The organism is Stenotrophomonas sp. SMYL89 (assembly GCF_036319985.1).
Taxonomy (GTDB): Bacteria; Pseudomonadota; Gammaproteobacteria; order Xanthomonadales; family Xanthomonadaceae; genus Stenotrophomonas; species Stenotrophomonas maltophilia_Q.
Genome location: NZ_JAWIRW010000015.1, coordinates 37,260 through 55,232, shown reverse-complemented (window position 1 = coordinate 55,232; position 17,973 = coordinate 37,260). Strand labels below are relative to the sequence as shown.

Here is a 17,973-nt window from a genome sequence, read left to right as displayed (position 1 = left end):
CATGGACTGCCGCGCTCCCCCCTGCATGGCGGCAGCGTCTCCTTTGTAAACAAGTGGTAAAAATCACGACGTGATGACCGGCACTCTTTCACGCGGAATTGACGCAATTACAGGCCGATTGCGTCAGATAGCTGCAGGTTATGACCGGACGATACTGTTCACAGCAGGCAGCCTTGATGCTGGCTGCGACAGCGGCTTCCCGGCTTTCCCGCAATTGGGCAAGTGCTCTTGCCGATCCGTCCAACGACAATGCACCGGTGCCATCGGCAGCATGATCATCGCCGTTGCCGTCGGTTGACGGCGTCGAACAGATCGCATTTGAGCTGGAACTCATACCAAGATGGCGAGTAATCCATAGGCAGGAGCCCTTGCAATGACGGACTGCAGATCGCCGGGATCACCGTGCGAACCTGAGGCACTCAATGGCTGCTCTTTTGGCTGCTGCCATCTCGATGACAGAGCCACATGCATCGACCAGCTTGAATCTACGAAGCAAATTCAGACAACACTTAGGAATAGTTTGAAAACTGCCCGTCAAACGAATTTCCGGGGCCAACCAAGGTGAGACTGAGAGCCCCAGTCATTCTCATGAGGCTCAATTGTGAAAACAATCACCGTCATGATCCATGTCGCGGTTGTCACGGCATTGCTTCTGTTCCCTACAAGCGAATCGAGAGCGGGGGGCCTGATTGAATGCAACAACTGTGCCTCTCCCAAAGATGCAGCCCTGATGTCAGGCTCCGGGTTGGCGGTTGTAATGGACTTCGAAAAAGCCCGACTGAGCGCCTTCGAAGTTGAATATGATCGCGAGATCAGAAAGTGGCGCGCACTTTCGACACCGGTTCCCGCACAGATTCAAATGGCCTTCCTACGGATTCTGGATGCGACGTCAGCCTTTCGAGGGCCACCTGAAGGGGCCCACGCGATGGCAGGAGGCGGATCAGTGGTCGTGCTGCATCCAGACAACCCCGGAAACTCCAATGGAGTGAGGTTCCCCGAGTCTTACAAGTCCTCCAATACCTTTGACATCGTCGCCTCAGCCACACTGCGAACCCGACTTGGCCAGTATCTAGCCACAGAACTGGCAGGAGCCAATACGGGAAGCCCAACCTGGAACAGCATCGCGCTCTCGATTCAACAAGCGGCCCTGAACTGGGCAGGCCTCAAAGGTGGCGGATCCATAACAATAATGATCACATGGCGTGACGGATCGAAGACGCTTTATCGAGTAACACCGGACAACGTTGCCGAAGCGAAGTATCAGAAGGGCGAAAGTCGCGACAGCATAGGCAACAAGGTTCCTGACGAATCCATCGCCGACCCGATCTCCGCCCCTTCGTACGCCGGACAATACTATTTCGGCCAGCATGGCGACCTGGACAACTGGGTCAGATCCGCACAGATGTATGGAGTCCCCGTCCAGCGCGGAAGCAGCAGCCGCATCTCGTGCAGTTGGGATGGTCGCACAGTCTACTGCCAGCAATACTGACACCCTCATCCGCCGCTCATGTCGCAATCTCCCCCTGAGCGGCGGTTTAGATACGCTATCGCACGAAAGCGATGCGCTCCATGCCGGTGGCTTCGGCCGCAGCCAATATCCGGGCCATGCCTTCGTACTCGGCCGACGGATCGGTGGCGATGCGCAGCTCCGGCGGGTTGCCCGCATGTTCGCCCGCCTGTGCCTGCAGGCGCGCCTGCAGATCGCCGATGGCCATCGGCTGGCCATTCCAGCTCAGCTGGTTCGATGCGTCCAGGCGCAGCTCGGTCAGCGGCGGCGGTTCGGGGCGATCAATCGTGCGAGCGGTGGCCTGTGGCAACTGCACGGCAATCGGCCGGGCCATGATCGGCGCGGTCACGATGAAGATGATCAACAGCACCAGCATCACATCCACCAGTGGCGTGACATTGATGTCCGCCAGCGGGCCGCTTCTTCCTGCGCTACTGAACGCCATGTGCCGCTCCCTGCAGCCGGGCCGTTCGCCCAAGGCTGACAGTACGTCGCCGATGCAGGCTGGCGGCAGTGTCTGCGCGTGGAGCATTCAGCTGCCGTTGCCACCGCCGTAGGCTTGCAGACGTTGCTGCAGAGAGCCGAGTGCATCCGAGCCGATCAGAGCCCACAACAACAGGCGACACTTACGTGGGCACAGTGATCCCGCCATCAGCAGCCCCCGCCGCTGCAGGTGGATTTCGCTGCCAGCAAAGCCATAGGTATGGCGTGCCGTCGCGCCGGCGCCGGTGCGCGAGGCGATGATGACGGGACGATGCACTGCGGCACGCGCCAAGGGTTCAACCCAACTGGACGGGACATGGCCCGCGCCCATGGCCGCCACAACCAGCCCCTCGCATCCACTCTCCAGCAACGAATGCAGCACCTCAGGACCTTCGCCCAGCACCGCCTCGAGCATGGCTACCCGTTGATGAACCCGTGTTGGCACCAGTGCAGGCAGTCGTTCCGGAGGCGATCCTTCATAGCTGCATTGCCCTTCCTGCACCCGCCCGATACAGCCTTTACCTGGCGATTGGAAGGCATCCAGATCCAGACTATGCACCTTGCGCACCTGGTCCGCCGCGTACAGTCGGTCCTGCATGGCGACGACCACCCCGCGCATGCGCGTGTGCGGATCCAGTGCCGCAATCGCCGCAGCCAGCACGTTTCCGGGCCCATCAGCACCGGCTGCATCAGCCCCACGCATGGCACCAGTCAACACCATCGGTTGCGGGTGCGGCCACAGCAGATCCAACAGATACGCTGACTCCTCGAGCGTGTCGGTGCCCTGGGTGATGACCACGCCATCAGCGCCGTCGTCCACCATCGCGTCGGCCCAGTCGCGCGCAGCGAGAACGTCGACCCACGACAGCGACGCACTGGGTGACAGACCAAGCGTATGCGTCTGCACCATTGCCAACCTGCCCAGCCCGGGGACTACCTCCGCCAGCATCTGCGCGGAAACCTTCGGAACGATGCCCACGCCCGCCGCATCACCACGCATGCTGAGGGTGCCGCCGAGTGAGCCCAATGCCAGCCGTCTCATATGGCCCCCTTCAGTATCCAGCCCACTGCAGGGACGATCAGCAGAACGCCTGCCGCCATCGAGAGGAGATTGCCGATATACGGATGCACGTGTGCAGGCAAGCGAGCAGAACATGCCGCGGCCAGCGGTGGCGTCAGCAGTGCCCCCAGCAGCGCGGACAGCACCACCACCGCCGCGCTCCCGCCATGGGCTAGAATGCAGGCAGGAACCACGGAGACAATCGGGATGTACGTGGGATACCAGCCCCCCTGGATCCAGCGCTCCCGCCATACCCAGACCCCCACCGCGGAGGCGAGCGCCTGGCCGCACAGCAATGCCATCAGCCAACCGGTGCCATAGAAGGGTCCGGCCGGCTGCAGAAGGGCGGCAAGCAGTACGCCGCCGATCAGCCCGGCACTGGCGAACTCGTTGCCCAGGAAGGGTGCTTCACTGAAGTCCGCCAGTACCCTGCGCATGCCCCATTGCCAGCCATGCCGCGTGACGGGCGCAGCCGGCGCTGCCCCAGGCGCAGCGGGAACCGGATTCCAGCCCAGCCGCCTCGCGGCGACAAAGGCGGCCGCGCTTGCCAGTGTCATTGCAAGAACGTTGCCGATGACGGCGGGCAGGCCCAGCGGTGCGCAGACCTGATTCACCAGCAACAACGCCAGCGGCGTGACCAGCAATGCGCCAGATGCAGCGGCGATTCCCGTAATCTTCCAGCCGCCACCGAACAGCAGCACCATCGCCGCCGGCAGCGAGACGGCAGCAACGAACGTGGGCTGCCAGCTCCCATCCCGCACCGTGCCGGCAAATATCATGTTGGCAAGCAGCAGTCCGCCAATCGACGCTACCGCGACCCAAGGCCAGCGGCCAGTGCCGTAGCAGATCGGGAACCCCTGCCATCGCTTTCCTCGCCGGTGCGCCCAATGGGCCAATGCAGCACCGCCGATCAGGCCGAGCGAGGCAAACTCATGCTTGTAGAAGGTCACTTCACTGGCATCGCCAACCCACCATCGCCAACGACCTGCCCATGTATCGAGGCTACCCATCATCTGGGCGTGGTCTGGCCAGAGCTGGCCGGGAGACGCCGCGCCCCACCCGACAACCAGCGTCGCGACGATCACCACCGCGAACGCCGCGAGGAAGAGTGCCGAGCCGAAATGGCTGCGGGAGGCTGCCGCTTGTGCATGTGACGGGATGCGCGCCATTTCGGTCCCTCAGCGCGGCAGCATGGGATGCTGGCGATAACCCAGCATAGGATCGAAGAGATCGGTACGCCTGTCGCGGCAGAGATCGTTCAGGGAATTCCAGATCGGCGCACTGCGTGCCGTGGACAGGTCCACCTCGGCCATCACCATTGCCTCACCTTCAGGCGCTGCGATCGGGGCCAGCGGCCATCCGTTGGTACCGACAATCAACGAGCACCCCAGGAAGCGTTCCCCGCGATCTGTACCGACGCGGTTGGCCGCTGCGATGAACACGTTGTTGACGTGTGCGGCGGTCATCGTCAGGTAGCAGGCCATGCAGCACCCGCTTTCATCGAACAATGGCGGCGGCGTCCACACCCAGCAGTTGAGGCTGAGGATGATGTCGGCCCCCTGCAGCGCAAGCAGACGCGGCACCTCGGGGAACCAGACATCCCAGCAGATCATCAGGCCGATGCGGCCAATGCTGGTCTCGAAAACCGGGTAGCCGAGATCCCCGGCACAGAAGTAGAGCTTTTCGCGGCACCACAGGTGGGTCTTGCGATAGCGTCCGATATAGCCGCCGGGCCCGAACAGCACGGCGGTGTTGTACAGACGGCTGCCATCGTATTCAGCAATACCCACGGCCAGGTGAATGCCCGCCTCGCGCGCGAAGGCTTCCCAGAGCCGCGAGGTCGGCCCCTCCGGCACCGACTCAGCCATCGCGAACGCCTCCGCCCGACTGCTGAACGAATAGCCAGTGCAGCATAGCTCGGGCAGCACGATCAGGCGGGCCCCACGTTCCACTGCCTGCGTGGCAAGCAGGCGCGCCCGTTCGATGTTGGCGGGGACGTTCTCCGGCCCGCACTGTGGGTCGAACTGGATGACGGCAACCGAGACAGGACTGAACGGCTTGGGCTGATCTGACATGCGATGGTCCTCTGCAGGGGCGGAGCGGCTGCTTCCGTTTGACTGCAGCAGGCACCCGTTGTGCGGCCGCTTCAACTGGCAAAAGCGTCAACTGCGCGAAACGCCTTCAAAGTGGGCTTTATGCGACGACTCTCACTGAATTCCGCGCTGGACTGGCCCGAGCATCCGGCCTGACCCACCGCCAAAGCGGGCCATTTGCATCAGTGCAGCCACCGTGCACGCAATGCGAAACTGAATTCAGCCATCGCCCGCTATGCTGGTTGCCATGACCCGACGCACTCCCACTGCCCTGTCCTTGCTGCCCTTGGCCACCACGCTGCTGATCGGTTGCGCCAACGCCCAGTCCCTCGACGCCCAGAACGCGCAGCTGAAAGCCGCGATCGCTGCCGCCGAACGCGGCCAGTTCGATCCCGGCCAGGCCGGTGCGCTCAGTCGCCACCCGGCCTATGGCTGGCTGGAGTACGCGAACCTGCGTCGCAACATCGACACCGTCGATACCGCGCAGGCCCAGGCCTTCCTCAAGCGCTATGATGGCCAGGCCGTGGCGACTACCTTCCGCAGCGTGTGGCTGCCCTCGGTCGCACGCCGCCAGGACTGGCCGACGCTGCTGGCCAACTGGGCGCCCACGGACAACGTCGGGCTGCGCTGTGCGCAGCTGACCGCGCGCCAGGTGACGGGCAAGGTCGATCCGCAGTGGATCAGCGAAGCACAGGACCTGTGGCGCAAGAACGGCAAGTCGCTGCCGGACGGCTGCGACGCGGTATTCGCCGTGCTGCAGGCACAAGGCGGCCTGAGCGACGCCCTGCGCTGGGAGCGCATCGATGCCGCCGCCGACGCACAGCAGCCGGCCGTGATGCGCAGCGCCGCACGCGGCCTGCCCGCCGCGGACCTGGCGCAGGCCAACAGCTACGCCGCCTTCGTCGACAAGCCCAACGCCAGCGCGTTGAACTGGCCGCGCAACGAGCGCAGCCGGCGCATCGCCACCGACGGCCTGGCCAAGCTGGCCAAGACCGACCCGGGTGCCACCGAACAACAGCTGCCGCAGTACGCACAGGCCCTCGGCCTGAGCGCCGCCCAGCAGGGCCAGGTGCTGTACCAGATCGCCCTGTGGACCGTGGCCTCCTACCTGCCGGATTCGGCGCGCCGTCTCAATGCGGTACCCGAATCGGCCTATGACGAACGCCTGCACGAATGGCGTGTTCGCGAAGCAATGTCGCGCGGGGACTGGCCCGCAGCGCTGACCGCGATCCGCAAGATGGGCAGCAAGCAGCGCAGCGACCCGCGCTGGGCCTATTTCGAAGGCCGCATGCTGGAGAAGACCGGCCAGGCATCGCAGGCACAGCCGTTGTTCCGCGACGCCGCGCGTGCGCCCACCTTCCACGGCTTCCTGGCTGCCGACAAACTGCAGCAGGGCTACACGCTATGCCCGTGGAAGCCGAACGACAGTGCGCAGGCACAGGCGGTGATCGCGCGCGACCCGGCCATCCAGCGCGCGATGGCGCTTTACCAGATCGACCGCACCGGCTGGGCCGTGGCTGAGTGGAACAGCGCGCTGTCGCGCTTCGATGACACCCAGCGCCGCCTCGCCGTGCGCGTGGCGCAGGACAACGGCTGGTTTGATCGCGCCGTGTTCGCACTGGGCAAGCAACCGCAGGAGCAGCGCCTGTACGACCTGCGCTTCCCGCTGCACCACGACGCCACCATCCGCCGTGAATCAGCACGCAATGCGATCGACCCGGCCTGGGTGGCCGCGGAGATCCGCGCTGAAAGTACCTTTACCCCGCGCGCGCGCTCGCCTGCCAATGCCATGGGCCTGATGCAGGTGCTGCCGGCCACCGGTGCCAGCGTGGCCAAGTCCATCGGCCTGACCGGCTATGGCGGCGCCGACAGCCTGTACGACCCGGACACCAACATCGCCATCGGCACCGCCTACCTGCGCCAGTTGATGAACAAGTACGACGGCCTGCCGTACGTGACCATCGCCGCCTACAACGCCGGCCCGACCCCGACCGCGCGCTGGCAGGGGCAGCGCCCGGGCTTTGAGCCGGATCTGTGGATCGAGACGATCAGCTACAAGGAAACCCGCGAGTACGTGGCCCGCGTGCTGGCCTTCAGCGTGATCTACGACTGGCGCCTCAATGGTGATGCCCTCCCGTTGAGCGACCGCCTGATGGGCCGCCTGGTCGACAAGCGCAAGAGCTTCAGCTGCGCCGCAAACGCCGACCAGGGCGGCGATTGATCACAACACGGTACTGCCGGCCGCTGGCCGGCATTCCCCGGTATCCACGCCCTGGAGTGAAACGATGAGCCTGCTGGCCTGGATCAGGCTGGCCGCTGTATCGGGAGTGCCGGCCGCTGGCCGGCAGCTTCGGGGTGACTGCGGTTGCCGGCCAGCGGCCGGGGGGGGGGCGGGCGGGGGGGGGGGGGGCGGGGGCCCCCCCCCCCCCCCCCCCCACTACCGGTGCATCTGCGCCGGGCATGCGATGATTCCAGCCATGAAGATCTATCTTGTCGGCGGCGCCGTACGCGACCGCCTGCTGCAGCGCCCCGCCGGCGACCACGACTGGGTGGTGGTTGGCGCCACGCCCGCGCAGATGGAAACGCAGGGCTACACCGCAGTCGGCCGCGATTTCCCGGTATTCCTGCATCCAAAGACCGGTGAGGAGTACGCACTGGCGCGCACTGAACGCAAATCCGGCCGCGGCTATCGCGGCTTTGTGGTCGATGCCGACCCGGGAGTGACGCTGGAAGAAGACCTGCAGCGCCGCGACTTCACCATCAATGCAATTGCCTGCGCCGAAGACAGCGGGGCGCTGGTCGATCCTTACGGCGGCGTGCGTGATATCGAGCAGCGCGTGCTGCGCCATGTCGGCCCTGCGTTCGTGGAAGATCCGTTGCGCGTGCTGCGCGCGGCACGCTTCATGGCGCGCTTCGCGCCGCTGGGCTTCACCGTTGCGCCGGAAACGATGGATCTGATGCGCGAGATCGCCGCCAGTGGCGAACTGGATACACTGGTGCCGGAGCGAGTGTGGCAGGAACTGCGCAAGGCGCTGGTCAGTGAGCGGCCCTCCGCCTTCCTGCGCACGCTGCACGATGCACATGCACTGGGCCCGATCCTGCCCGAGCTGGAAGCGCTGTATGGCGTGCCGCAGCGTGCCGAATTCCACCCGGAAGTCGATACCGGCATCCACCAGGAAATGGTCAGCGACATGGCGGCGAAGCTGGCCCCCGGCGATGACCTGGTCGGCTTTGCCGCGCTTACCCACGATCTCGGCAAGGGCCTGACCCCGCCGGGGGAGTGGCCGCGCCACATCATGCACGAACAGCGCGGCATCAAACCCCTGAAGGCACTGTGCGCGCGGTTGAAGATTCCCGCCGAGCACCAGCAGCTGGCCGAAGCGGTCTGCCGGGAGCACTTGAACGTGCACCGCATCGACGAACTCCGCGATGCCACCGTGTTGGAACTACTGGGCCGCTGTGATGCGCTGCGCCGGCCGGAGCGCGTGGCCCGCATCGCACTGTGCTGCGAGGCCGATAAACGCGGCCGGCTCGGCTTCGAGGACGCCGACTACCCGCAGGGCGAAACGCTCAAGCGCCTGCACCAGGCGGCACTGTCAGTACAGGCGCGGGACCTGGATACCACCCATCTGAAGGGCCCGGCCATCGGTGAAGCGTTGGCCAAGGCGCGCGTAAAAGCCATCGCCGCCGCCCGCTGATCCGCAACCGCCGTGGCGGCCGCGCACCGACTCCCATGGGTAGTGCCGGCCGCTGGCCGGCAACCCTATATCGCTGGCTTCAATGCGCCATCCCACGGGTGATCGCCGCGGCGCGCTGCTTCAGCTGGGCCACGGCATCGGGAATCATCTCCATGCCCACGTCCAGGCCGGGGTTCAGCACCAGGCCGACGCCGTCGCCGATCCCGGCCAGCAGCGCGTGCACCGCGATCGGCATGGCGTGGGCGAACTGCGGCAGCTGCTCATGCCACAGGCCGGCACGCTCGTGCGCGGTGAACACCGCGAACATCGGCTCGCCGCTTTCGCTGGTCAGCACCAGCGGCGAGATGCTCTCGTCCCAGGCACCGTCTTCGCCGATGGCCTTGTCCAGCAACACGAACGCCGTCGAGGTCAGCAGGCCGTCGAGGAACTGCGACGCGGTCAGCGTGCCGTCCTGGGCCTGCAGCAGGCGCACCTCGAGGTCGTTGAGGGGGTCGAACGGGGTGTCGTGGTCCATGGTCGGTTCCGGTACGTGGTTGCAGGCTGCAACTTTAGCAGGCCGGGGGTGAGGCACGGCAGCGTGTCGGCAGGGGCGCGCGGGGCTTCAGCGGCCGATGTACCAAAGCGCCCAGCGCTCACCGGCCTGGGCCCCGCCATAGGAATTCGGGGCCGTGCGGAAGTCTTGATAGCTTCGGGAGGAAAGCATGGCGGGCAGGATACGGCCGGCCGCAGATGCTACGAACCCTGCTACCCCACCTGAACCGCTCGACGGGGGAATTGTTAAGGCCTGCTTCGACAGTCTGACGAAATCGTCAATGTGTCCAATTCGCTTGTGACCGTGTGCCGGCGCCGCTCCACTCAATCCTGGAAGGACGTTGAGACTGGCATGACCAAGAGCTTTGAGCACGGCTGGAGCGGGTCGTATAGTCGTATGACGTAGAGCAATGGAACGCCGATGAACGCTACCTCGCAAGGCCTCGCGCCACAGGCATGCATGGATGGAGGCCAAGCAAGCTGGCAGCACGAGCGGCGCAACCTGTCGCATGTGCCCCTTAACGCGGTACATCGCGCCGTCTTCCTCGGCCATCCCTCCTGTCCAGCCGATCAAGGATCAGGGCAATCCTGCCGGTATCCTCACGCGCGGAGAACCGTGCCCCGTAGTAACCCTGAAGAGGCGCCTACTTCAATCAGCGACATGGACCGCTCATGCTGAAACCCTCCCCCTCCCTCACTCACGTGGCGTTGATCGCCTTGATCACACTGGCCGTTTCCGGATGCAACAAGGAACGCTCATACCCGGTCTATCGCGAGAATCCTGCACCCAAGGATGCGCTACCGATTGTGATCCGGGTCCACGATGCGCCTGTGGAGCTCACCCTCCCGAAGGTTTTCGTCTCCTACGAGATAGACCCGCTCTGCCTCCCACCGATCAGCAACTACGAGGGTGTGCAGTACGCCCCCCAACGGCACTCAGTAGAGTTCCCAGTACAACGCGTCAGTGCAACCGAGTTCAGCAGCACCGTGTTCGAGGACGGCATGGCAGTCGCTGACTATTACGGGCGGGGGCCATGCGAATGGAAACCCAGCATCATTCGAGCTTCATTCCCAGTCATTTCCGAGGGACGCGAAGGCTTCATATCAGTTGCCGTCCACCATCTCGAACTGAAGAAACTACTCACGTCGATTTCGTACGCAGACAGTCAAATGACCCTGCAAACAAAGAGTTCGACGCCTGGGTGGGTGCGAACGCAGTCCCAGTATAGCTACAACAGATTGTCTGATATCGAGAAGCAGAAGTACTTTGCCATAGAGATATCGTCTCCTTCGAAAGGAATCGTCCCATGAGACCTCTAACCAATGCAGCCCTAGCCAATGCAGCCTACTCCCCACCGTCACATCCAGCTCCAGGCGATAAGGAATCGCTGCGCGTTGATGGTGAAGACTTCGAAGTTCTAGGGCGACGTGACGCAGTCAGCGGCTATCAAGGCGTTGTGTACCGGAACATCAAGACCAACGAGATCATCATCGCCCACCGAGGCACCGAGTTTGATCGCCAGGCCATACTTGATGGCGGCGTCGACGCAGCGATGGTCAGCGCCAGAGTCAACGCACAGATTGATGATGCCCTCGTACTGACCAAGCAGGCAATCGAGCAAGCTGAGGAAAACGGATATGGTCCGGTGTACGTCACTGGACATTCCCTAGGCGGCGCACTCGCGCAGATCACTGCCTACCACTACAATCTTCCTGGCGACGCCTTCAATCCCTACGGCGCTGCGGGGCTGGCGTATCGCCTGCCTGAAGGCCAGCCGGCCAATGCGGCGCCCTTCACCAACCATGTGATGGCGGGCGACCTGGTTAGTGCGGCCGGCCCTCATTACGGCAAGGTTGAGATGTACGCGCTCCCCAAGGAACTGGGAGTCTTGCGCGATGCCGAACAGGGCCAGCGCATCGCCTCGCTCGTATCGCTTGGGATGAAAAGCGGCCATGTCATGTCCGCTGCGGTTGCGGTCCAGTTGGGTGATTCCCATCGAATGGTTCACTTCATTGACCGTATGACCGACAAGGGCCCAGTGCAGTCCGTACTGGACGACCCCGGGGCGCGGATCACTGATGCCGAGGACCTACGCCGGATAGCGGAGTATCGCAAAGACATCCACCAGTTGCGCCTGGGGGCGACCGTACTTGTCGGCGGTGGCCCTGGACTCCTGCGCGACGGGGTCAATTACCTTCTCGGCACTGGGGAAGCCGGAGCGTACGCCCGTCGCGAAGCCGAAGCCGTGCAGCACGCAGAAAGTGCATTGAAGGCTGGGGAGCGTCCGGTCCAAGAGGCAACCGAAAAGGGCTCGCCCTCTCTGAGCAACCCAGGCTTCGCTCCCAAGAGCCCATTGCAGGAGAGCATAGAATCAACCTTGGACAAGGCAGGCCTGGATCCCCGAAAGGAAGGCCACCCCGACCATGCGCTCTACCGGCAGATTCGCGACGGTGTATCGGCCGTGGATGCCAGGCACGGGCGCGGCTTCGATGAAACCAGTGAGCGCGTGACGGCCGGCCTGCTTGCAACGGCCAAGCGCAGCGGCCTGGAACGCGTCGATCATGTTGTCTTGGGCAACCCTCCCAGCGATGGATCAGGCCCTCGCATGTTCGTCGTGCAGGGAGCGCTCGACAATCCGGCACACCTGAGGGCATCGATTGCGGTCAGCGAGGCCGTCAATACACCCGTAGATCAGTCGCTCGCCAAGGTCGAGCAGATTTCGCAGGCACAGCAGGTCGCTCAGCAAGAGCAAACCCAAGAGCAGACCCGAACAGCGATGCGCATGGGCTAGGCCAGCCTGATGGCTTGGCCCCACCGGAGGCTGGCGCCCGCTGGAACGGCCTGCTGAGGCTGTGTCGGCCCGCCCTCTCCCTAGGAGGAGTGCAGGTTCCGCCACATCCATCCGGCCACCGCCAGCCCCACCACCACCACCAGCATCAACGGCAGGCCGAAGCGGTGCCGCCACGGGATCGGCACCCCGCCCAGCTGCTGGTCCATGGTCTCGGTATCCAGCACCCAGCCGTGCTCGCACCGGGTGCAGGCCAGCTCGTAGCGACGCTGGTAGGTGAAACCGAACAGCAGGTCGATGCGCGCCATCCTGTAGCGCAGCCGGGGCGCGAACTCGGTTTCCGCCTGGCAGCGCAGGCAGTGGTGGGCTTCGGTCGGGCCGACCACCACAACCCGCTCCTGCTGGCCGATTAGGATCATGGGTCAGCGCGCCTGGCAGGCGGGCTGGGCCAGCAGCCAGGCTTGGGCGGCGGCCAAAGTGGCGGCATCACCCTCGATACGCTGGTCGGGCTCGATCTTCAAGCCATCACCACGATCATTGCGGTCGCGCATCACGGTGGTGGTCAGCAGCAGGCGACTGCCATCGGCAAGCGTCTGCACGACATTGCCAGTGGAGACACCCGCAGTGGGCTGACCGAAACTCCGCGTCTGCGGACGACCTCGCCACGCCAGCACCGAGGCCTCGCCCGAACTGCCGGTGCGCGGCCCGAACAGCACCGCCACCGGCGCGCCGGGCTGCCGCAGCACATAGCCAGACTGGCCGAAGTCCAGCACCGACTTGCCTGCACGCTGCACGGCGGTCGCGGTCAACGTCCAGCGCTCAGGCCCCTGTGCAGTTTCGAACGACCCCACATCTTCGTTGTTCACTACCGAGGTGCGCAGCAGCGGTGCCATGCCCAGCAGCATCGGCCACATGTTGCCACCGCTGTTGTCACGCAGGTCGACGATCCAGCCACAGCGCGCGCCGTCGTCCTTGCTGCGGATGACCTGCTGCCACCGCGCAGCACGCTCGATGTCCTGGCGGAACTTTTCCTGCGGCGTCGCGCCCGGCGTGGAGGCGTAGCCCTCGATGACCACCCAGCCGATGCGCATATCCACCGCATCGGCCGCCTTGGCCCGGTCCACGGCGGCGGCGCCGGCCTGCTGCGCGCGCGCAAGGAATTCGCTCTGGCGCTGGGTCGTCGTCCATACGCCGTGATTGCCCGTGCTGACCGCAATAGCTTCGCGCAGAACGGCCAGCCGTTGCGCGGGGTCGCCCTGCGCCGATTGCAGGCGTACGCGGGTGGCGGCCCAGTCCACCCGATCGCGATACAGCGCCTGGCGTTCAAGTAGATTGAGGATCTCGGCCTGGGCCACCGGCGAGGGCACCTCGACCGCGCCTGGCGTATCGGCCATGGCGCCGGTCGCCAGCAACACGAGCATCAGCGCGCCGATGCGACGCACTCCCTTGCGAACCTGCATGTGACGTTTCCTTGTCGTTGAGGCAGGCGCACAGCATAGCCCGCAGGTGATGGCTTTCGCCATGCGCGAACTGTCGTATCTGGCCCCGCCGCGGGTTGCAGCAAGACAGCGTGCACGCGATCAGTAAATTGCAACTTTGCCCATGTCATTGCCACGTAGAACGCGAGAAGGTTGCCTCCGTCGGCGCCTCCTGCGCTGGCCGGGATTGGCGTCCTGAATCAAACATCGAAACGATCGAGTTGCCGCCTCAGCGGCAATCGCGACAATGCACCGGCTTGCCCATGGCGGGCGGTGCGTGGGGATCCTCGTGATCCGTCGGCTTTTTTTCGTTTCGATTTTGACCGGCACGCCAACCCGCACCGCCCGCCACCTTGCACGCCGCAGGTGGCCTTGCCTCGTGAGGTTGCCGCCATGAACACGCCCCACCCCACCTATCCACGCCTGCAGGCATTGCTCGGCGCTGCACTGCCCGGCCTGCAGCTGCCCACTACCGCCGCCGAAGCGTTGGAAGATGCACTCGCCGAAGCCAACGAACAGGCGCCGCCCTCCGCATTCTTCGCGCGGTTGCGCGGCATCGCTCACAGCCACGCAGCCGACGGCCAGGCGTGGCGCGAGCGGCAACTCAGCGAGGGGCGCGGTCGGGAACTGGCCGAGGCGACGCGTTGCCTGGCGGCGTTGTCTGCGTGCGGCGGGGTACTGCTGGCTGCACAGTCGGCGCGCGAGACGGACGATGCGCAGGCGCAGTGTCCGCCGCAGGTGGAGGAAGGCCTGCTGCACGCAATGGTGGTGTTGGCCGATCATGCCGGCGCGCTGGTGGAACCGGATGCGTGCGCACCGCTGCTGTAGAGCCGAGCCGTTGCTGGGCTGCGCGGAGGTCATGGCATCGGTGGGATTCGTGCCGACCAAGGTCGGCACCTACCAGAGCAGGTCATGGCAGTGGAAAGCATCGTGCCGACCAAGGTCGGCACCCACCAGAGCGGATCATGGCAGTGGAAAGCATCGTGCCGACCAAGGTCGGCACCCACCAGAGCGGATCATGGCGTCGATTGGCCCTGTGCCGACCAAGGTCGGCACCTACCAGCAGGTCATGGCAGCGAGAAGCATCGTGTCGGCCAAGGTCGGCGCCTACCAGAGCGGGTCATGACATCTGCACCGCGCGCTACCAGTCCGCGCGCAGGCCGATGTTGCCTTCGATGATGCGGCGCTTCTCGTTGCGGTCGCCGCCCAGTTCGCGAGTGTAGTCGGCCACCGCATAGGCGCTTATCGTGCGGTTGAAACGCCCGACCACGCCCACACCGGCTTCCAGCGCGCGCGAGCGCTGCGAATTGACGATCACGTCGTCGTCGAAGCGGATGCGGTCTTCGCCGGAGCGGCCATGCCAGTAATTGAGCTTGAAATACGGTTGCCAACCGTTGTCGGCCAGCTGGTAATCGCCGGCCAGGCGCAGGCCGATGCGGCCGGTCCAGGCGTTGTCGTTGTCGAAGCGCACGCTCGACACTTCATCGCGGCGGTCGTCCAGCGAGGTGCGTTGCAAGATCACCTGCACCTGCGGTTCCAGCCACCATGCGGACTGACCGAAGCGCAGCAGCGACTTGCCGGCTTCCACCGACACGCTGGTGCCGTCGCCGCTCAGGCCGAAGCCGAGCCCGCGCGAGGAGCGCACGCGGCCGTCGTAGCGGCTCTGCATCGCCACAGCATCGATGTAGCCGCCACTGCTGTCGGTGAAGGTCCAGTACAAGCCCACGTGCTTGTCGTCCAGGCGGTTCTGGCCCACCTGCACGTTCTCCCAGCCCAGCGCCAGGCCGGTGGTCCTGCCCTGCGCGCGGGTGCGGCCGACGAACACGCCGATCTGGTTGCGATGGTTGTCGGACGCTGCCGCCCACACATCGAGGCCAGCCTGCAGCCCCATCACATCGCCATCGAAGCCGGGCTGTGCATCGCCCTTCCAGTAGATCTCGCTGCTCTGCCCCACCAAGCGCCCCCAGGCGGTACGGAATGCGCCCTGGTTGTACAGCAGGCGCTGCTCACCCTGGCGTTCGTGGAACGTGCCGAGGCTGGCCAGCGAGGTCTCGCGCAGCAACGGAGGCACCACGGCATAGGTAGCGGTTTCCACGCGGTACAGCGGCACCACCACGCCTTCAGCCGGACGTGCATCAGAGGTTGGCGGTGCGCCGGTGCCGGGCAGTAAACCACCGGCCACCGGTACATCCGGCACCGCCGGGTCACTGGGCGGTGCCACCGGTGCGGGTTCCGGCGGTGGTGGAGGTGGTGCAGCCTCACCGGCGGTCAGGTCGGGATCAACCGGATCTTCCGGCGGCGGTGGCGGCGCCGGGATAATGGGGGGCGGTGGTGCCACCGGCGGCGTCAGCGGCGGCGGGGTGGCACTGCCACCACCGTTGGGTGCCGGCGTCGGCCCGGTCACCAGGGTCGAGCGCAGGTACCAGTTCTCGCTGGTGCCGGCACTGACACCGCCCTTGAACAGGAAGTACTCGTAGGCACCTGCCGCAACCGGTGCGAACAGCGAGAACGCGCCCGGCTCGGTGCGGCCACCATTCAAGGCCTGCACCACCAGGATGCCATCGGCCAGCGTGGCCGCGCCGCTGCCGCCGGCGTTTAGCACGCCGATGCCGGTGGTCCCGGTGGCGGTACCGCCATCGATCACCAGGCGGTCGCTGCTGGAATTGTCCGCGCCCAGCACGGTGCGCAGGTACAGGCCACCGCCGTCACCACGATAGTTGCCACGCACGGTGAACACGTCGCCCGCGCCGGTACCGGTCAGGTCGATGCGCCCGGCATTGACCATCTCCACCAGTGCAGCGCTGTTGAACGGGCGGATGGCATGTCCCCCACTGCCCGCGTACACGGTACTGGTGTCATCCACCGTCAGCGTGCCGGTGCCGGTAACGCTGTCGCCCAGCACCAGGTCGCCATCGAGGGTCAGCTCGGTGCTGTTGGCCAGGCGGATCGACTCCCAGTTCTGGAAACGGCCCACGCCTGCGGTCTTGACGTTGCTCAGGTTGAGCTGGTCGATGCCACTGCCGCCGTCGAACAGCGGCACCGCCCCCAGGTTGCCCTGGTTGAGGTTGCTGAGATTGGCCACGTCGTCGTCCGGCCCCATGTCGATCGCGCCATAGACGATGCCACCGCCATTCCAGTTGAAGGTGTCATTGCCGGTACTGAGCAGCACCTGCCCGCGCACGGTGCCGTCGGTGATGGTCACACTGTCGTTGCCGCCGCTGACGCTGATGTTGCCGCCGATATAGGCCGTGCCCGAGATGATGATGGTGTCGGTGTCGAAGCCGGTTACCACGTTGCCGTCCACGGTGCCGCCGGACTGGTCCCACAGGTTCTTGTCCAGCTTCATGTTGACGCGGCCGATGCGGCCGCCGGTCATCCACGCCTGGTCGCCATCCTCGAACGCGCCGATGATGCGGCCACCGCTCATGCGGAAGGTATCGATGTTGTCGCCCTGCTGCAGCGCGCCGATCGTGCCGCCGCTCATGATGAAATCATCGCGACCACTGCCCTGTGCCACCAGGCCGGTAACGGTGCCGCCGGTGACGGTCATCTGGTCATCGCCGCTGCCCTGGTCGACGCTGTCGATGGTGCCATTGCCCAGCAGCAGCACGTCGTTGCCATCGCCCTGCAGGACACCGCCGCTGATGCTGCCGGCCTGCATGTCCAGGCGGTCGTTGCCGGCACCGAACTGCACGCCGGTGCGCCCGCTGATCGTTCCGCGGTTGACCAGCACGCTGTCGCCCGCGCCGACGAACTGCAGGGCGGTGTTGTTGCCGGTGCTGATGCTGCCGGCGTTTTCGACGCGGCTGCCACCACCAAGCTGGACCGCCACGCCACCCACCGAACTGATCGTGCCGAGGTTGGACAGCAGGTGCCCGCCGGCCCCGACCAGCGAAATCGCACTGCCACCACCGCTCTGTTGCAGTTGTGCCGTGCTGGCGACATTGACGGTGATACCGGCCGCGCCAGTGGCAGCGACGGGAACGGTCTGCGGATTCGGCGCGCTGGCATCGCAGGTGACCGTGTGGCTGGCAGTCGGGGTGGCATTGTCACAGCCGGCCCAAGCGACACTGGCGGTCAACAGCATGACGGACGGGACAGCCAGGGCCTGAACCACGGAAACAGTGAGGCGGCGCGGACGGAAAGCGCGCGGGACGGCACGGGACATACAGCACTCCTGGACAGGGGATCAGGAACTGCGGATATGCGGTACTGCGAGCGAAGTCTGCGCCATGGTGAACGGTTTCGACAGGTGAATTTGCGTGCCGATCATCACAGTTCAGATGCGAACTTGATGGGGCATCACCTCGCCTTTACGCGGCTGAAACCGTTCA

The 17,973-nt window shown here is 65.1% G+C and carries 14 protein-coding genes; 6 read left to right on the top strand and 8 right to left on the bottom strand.

Annotated features, from left to right (window positions below):
- Nucleotides 1-601: 601 nt before the first annotated feature.
- A complete protein-coding gene (locus V3B41_RS16480; RefSeq protein ID WP_152906579.1) occupies nt 602-1,489 on the top strand; it encodes a hypothetical protein in 888 nt (295 codons plus the stop codon).
- A 55-nt stretch (nt 1,490-1,544) separates the two neighbouring features.
- Here V3B41_RS16480 and V3B41_RS16475 read toward each other — a convergent pair whose 3' ends face one another.
- The 4 genes from V3B41_RS16475 to V3B41_RS16460 all read right to left on the bottom strand — a co-directional run bounded on the left by V3B41_RS16475 (nt 1,545) and on the right by V3B41_RS16460 (nt 5,125).
- Nucleotides 1,545-1,952 (bottom strand): biopolymer transporter ExbD, encoded by a 408-nt coding sequence (locus V3B41_RS16475; protein ID WP_329861697.1) that lies wholly within the window; start codon nt 1,950-1,952, stop codon nt 1,545-1,547.
- 87 nt (nt 1,953-2,039) lie between these two features.
- The gene (locus tag V3B41_RS16470; protein WP_329861696.1) at nt 2,040-3,032 is read right to left on the bottom strand and encodes an asparaginase; all 993 of its coding nucleotides are present in this window, start codon (nt 3,030-3,032) and stop codon (nt 2,040-2,042) included.
- Nucleotides 3,029-4,219 carry a hypothetical protein gene (locus V3B41_RS16465; protein WP_329861695.1) on the bottom strand — a complete coding sequence of 397 codons (1,191 nt, stop codon included), beginning with the start codon at nt 4,217-4,219 and terminating at the stop codon, nt 3,029-3,031. The genes V3B41_RS16470 and V3B41_RS16465 overlap by 4 nt, the downstream gene beginning before the upstream one ends.
- A gap of 9 nt (nt 4,220-4,228) precedes the next feature.
- Nucleotides 4,229-5,125, bottom strand: a complete 897-nt coding sequence (locus V3B41_RS16460; RefSeq protein ID WP_329861694.1) for a nitrilase family protein — start codon at nt 5,123-5,125, stop codon at nt 4,229-4,231.
- A 253-nt stretch (nt 5,126-5,378) separates the two neighbouring features.
- Here V3B41_RS16460 and V3B41_RS16455 point away from each other — a divergent pair, with 253 nt between their 5' ends.
- Both V3B41_RS16455 and V3B41_RS16450 read left to right on the top strand, forming a co-directional pair.
- A complete protein-coding gene (locus tag V3B41_RS16455) occupies nt 5,379-7,364 on the top strand; it encodes a transglycosylase SLT domain-containing protein (RefSeq protein ID WP_197620011.1) in 1,986 nt (661 codons plus the stop codon).
- Nucleotides 7,365-7,620: 256 nt separating this feature from the next.
- The gene (locus V3B41_RS16450) at nt 7,621-8,841 is read left to right on the top strand and encodes a multifunctional CCA addition/repair protein (protein ID WP_329861693.1); all 1,221 of its coding nucleotides are present in this window, start codon (nt 7,621-7,623) and stop codon (nt 8,839-8,841) included.
- 79 nt (nt 8,842-8,920) lie between these two features.
- Here the strand turns inward: V3B41_RS16450 and V3B41_RS16445 are convergent, their stop codons facing one another.
- A complete protein-coding gene (locus tag V3B41_RS16445; RefSeq protein ID WP_329861692.1) occupies nt 8,921-9,355 on the bottom strand; it encodes an SseB family protein in 435 nt (144 codons plus the stop codon).
- 689 nt (nt 9,356-10,044) lie between these two features.
- Here V3B41_RS16445 and V3B41_RS16440 point away from each other — a divergent pair.
- Both V3B41_RS16440 and V3B41_RS16435 read left to right on the top strand, forming a co-directional pair.
- Nucleotides 10,045-10,683, top strand: a complete 639-nt coding sequence (locus V3B41_RS16440) for a hypothetical protein (protein WP_329861691.1) — start codon at nt 10,045-10,047, stop codon at nt 10,681-10,683.
- Nucleotides 10,680-12,164 carry an XVIPCD domain-containing protein gene (locus V3B41_RS16435; RefSeq protein ID WP_329861690.1) on the top strand — a complete coding sequence of 495 codons (1,485 nt, stop codon included), beginning with the start codon at nt 10,680-10,682 and terminating at the stop codon, nt 12,162-12,164. The genes V3B41_RS16440 and V3B41_RS16435 overlap by 4 nt, the downstream gene beginning before the upstream one ends.
- Nucleotides 12,165-12,244: 80 nt before the next feature.
- Here the strand turns inward: V3B41_RS16435 and V3B41_RS16430 are convergent, their stop codons facing one another.
- Both V3B41_RS16430 and V3B41_RS16425 read right to left on the bottom strand, forming a co-directional pair.
- Nucleotides 12,245-12,580 carry a hypothetical protein gene (locus V3B41_RS16430; RefSeq protein WP_329861689.1) on the bottom strand — a complete coding sequence of 112 codons (336 nt, stop codon included), beginning with the start codon at nt 12,578-12,580 and terminating at the stop codon, nt 12,245-12,247.
- A gap of 3 nt (nt 12,581-12,583) precedes the next feature.
- The gene (locus tag V3B41_RS16425) at nt 12,584-13,621 is read right to left on the bottom strand and encodes a S41 family peptidase (protein WP_197614051.1); all 1,038 of its coding nucleotides are present in this window, start codon (nt 13,619-13,621) and stop codon (nt 12,584-12,586) included.
- Nucleotides 13,622-14,032: 411 nt separating this feature from the next.
- Between V3B41_RS16425 and V3B41_RS16420 the strand changes: the two genes are divergently transcribed.
- The gene (locus V3B41_RS16420) at nt 14,033-14,467 is read left to right on the top strand and encodes a hypothetical protein (RefSeq protein WP_043034009.1); all 435 of its coding nucleotides are present in this window, start codon (nt 14,033-14,035) and stop codon (nt 14,465-14,467) included.
- A 313-nt stretch (nt 14,468-14,780) separates the two neighbouring features.
- On the opposite strand, the gene V3B41_RS16415 is transcribed toward V3B41_RS16420, so the two are convergent.
- Nucleotides 14,781-17,807, bottom strand: a complete 3,027-nt coding sequence (locus tag V3B41_RS16415; protein WP_295547873.1) for an autotransporter outer membrane beta-barrel domain-containing protein — start codon at nt 17,805-17,807, stop codon at nt 14,781-14,783.
- Nucleotides 17,808-17,973: the final 166 nt, after the last annotated feature.

What these genes read in the sequence shown, in the direction of transcription:
- V3B41_RS16415 (WP_295547873.1), bottom strand. Translation starts at nt 17,807, where the DNA reads ATGTCCCGTGCCGTCCCGCGCGCTTTCCGTCCGCGCCGCCTCACTGTT.
- V3B41_RS16440 (WP_329861691.1), top strand. Translation starts at nt 10,045, where the DNA reads ATGCTGAAACCCTCCCCCTCCCTCACTCACGTGGCGTTGATCGCCTTG.
- V3B41_RS16465 (WP_329861695.1), bottom strand. Translation starts at nt 4,219, where the DNA reads ATGGCGCGCATCCCGTCACATGCACAAGCGGCAGCCTCCCGCAGCCAT.
- V3B41_RS16445 (WP_329861692.1), bottom strand. Translation starts at nt 9,355, where the DNA reads ATGGACCACGACACCCCGTTCGACCCCCTCAACGACCTCGAGGTGCGC.
- V3B41_RS16470 (WP_329861696.1), bottom strand. Translation starts at nt 3,032, where the DNA reads ATGAGACGGCTGGCATTGGGCTCACTCGGCGGCACCCTCAGCATGCGT.
- V3B41_RS16455 (WP_197620011.1), top strand. Translation starts at nt 5,379, where the DNA reads ATGCTGGTTGCCATGACCCGACGCACTCCCACTGCCCTGTCCTTGCTG.
- V3B41_RS16450 (WP_329861693.1), top strand. Translation starts at nt 7,621, where the DNA reads ATGAAGATCTATCTTGTCGGCGGCGCCGTACGCGACCGCCTGCTGCAG.
- V3B41_RS16430 (WP_329861689.1), bottom strand. Translation starts at nt 12,580, where the DNA reads ATGATCCTAATCGGCCAGCAGGAGCGGGTTGTGGTGGTCGGCCCGACC.
- V3B41_RS16475 (WP_329861697.1), bottom strand. Translation starts at nt 1,952, where the DNA reads ATGGCGTTCAGTAGCGCAGGAAGAAGCGGCCCGCTGGCGGACATCAAT.
- V3B41_RS16425 (WP_197614051.1), bottom strand. Translation starts at nt 13,621, where the DNA reads ATGCAGGTTCGCAAGGGAGTGCGTCGCATCGGCGCGCTGATGCTCGTG.
- V3B41_RS16435 (WP_329861690.1), top strand. Translation starts at nt 10,680, where the DNA reads ATGAGACCTCTAACCAATGCAGCCCTAGCCAATGCAGCCTACTCCCCA.
- V3B41_RS16460 (WP_329861694.1), bottom strand. Translation starts at nt 5,125, where the DNA reads ATGTCAGATCAGCCCAAGCCGTTCAGTCCTGTCTCGGTTGCCGTCATC.
- V3B41_RS16420 (WP_043034009.1), top strand. Translation starts at nt 14,033, where the DNA reads ATGAACACGCCCCACCCCACCTATCCACGCCTGCAGGCATTGCTCGGC.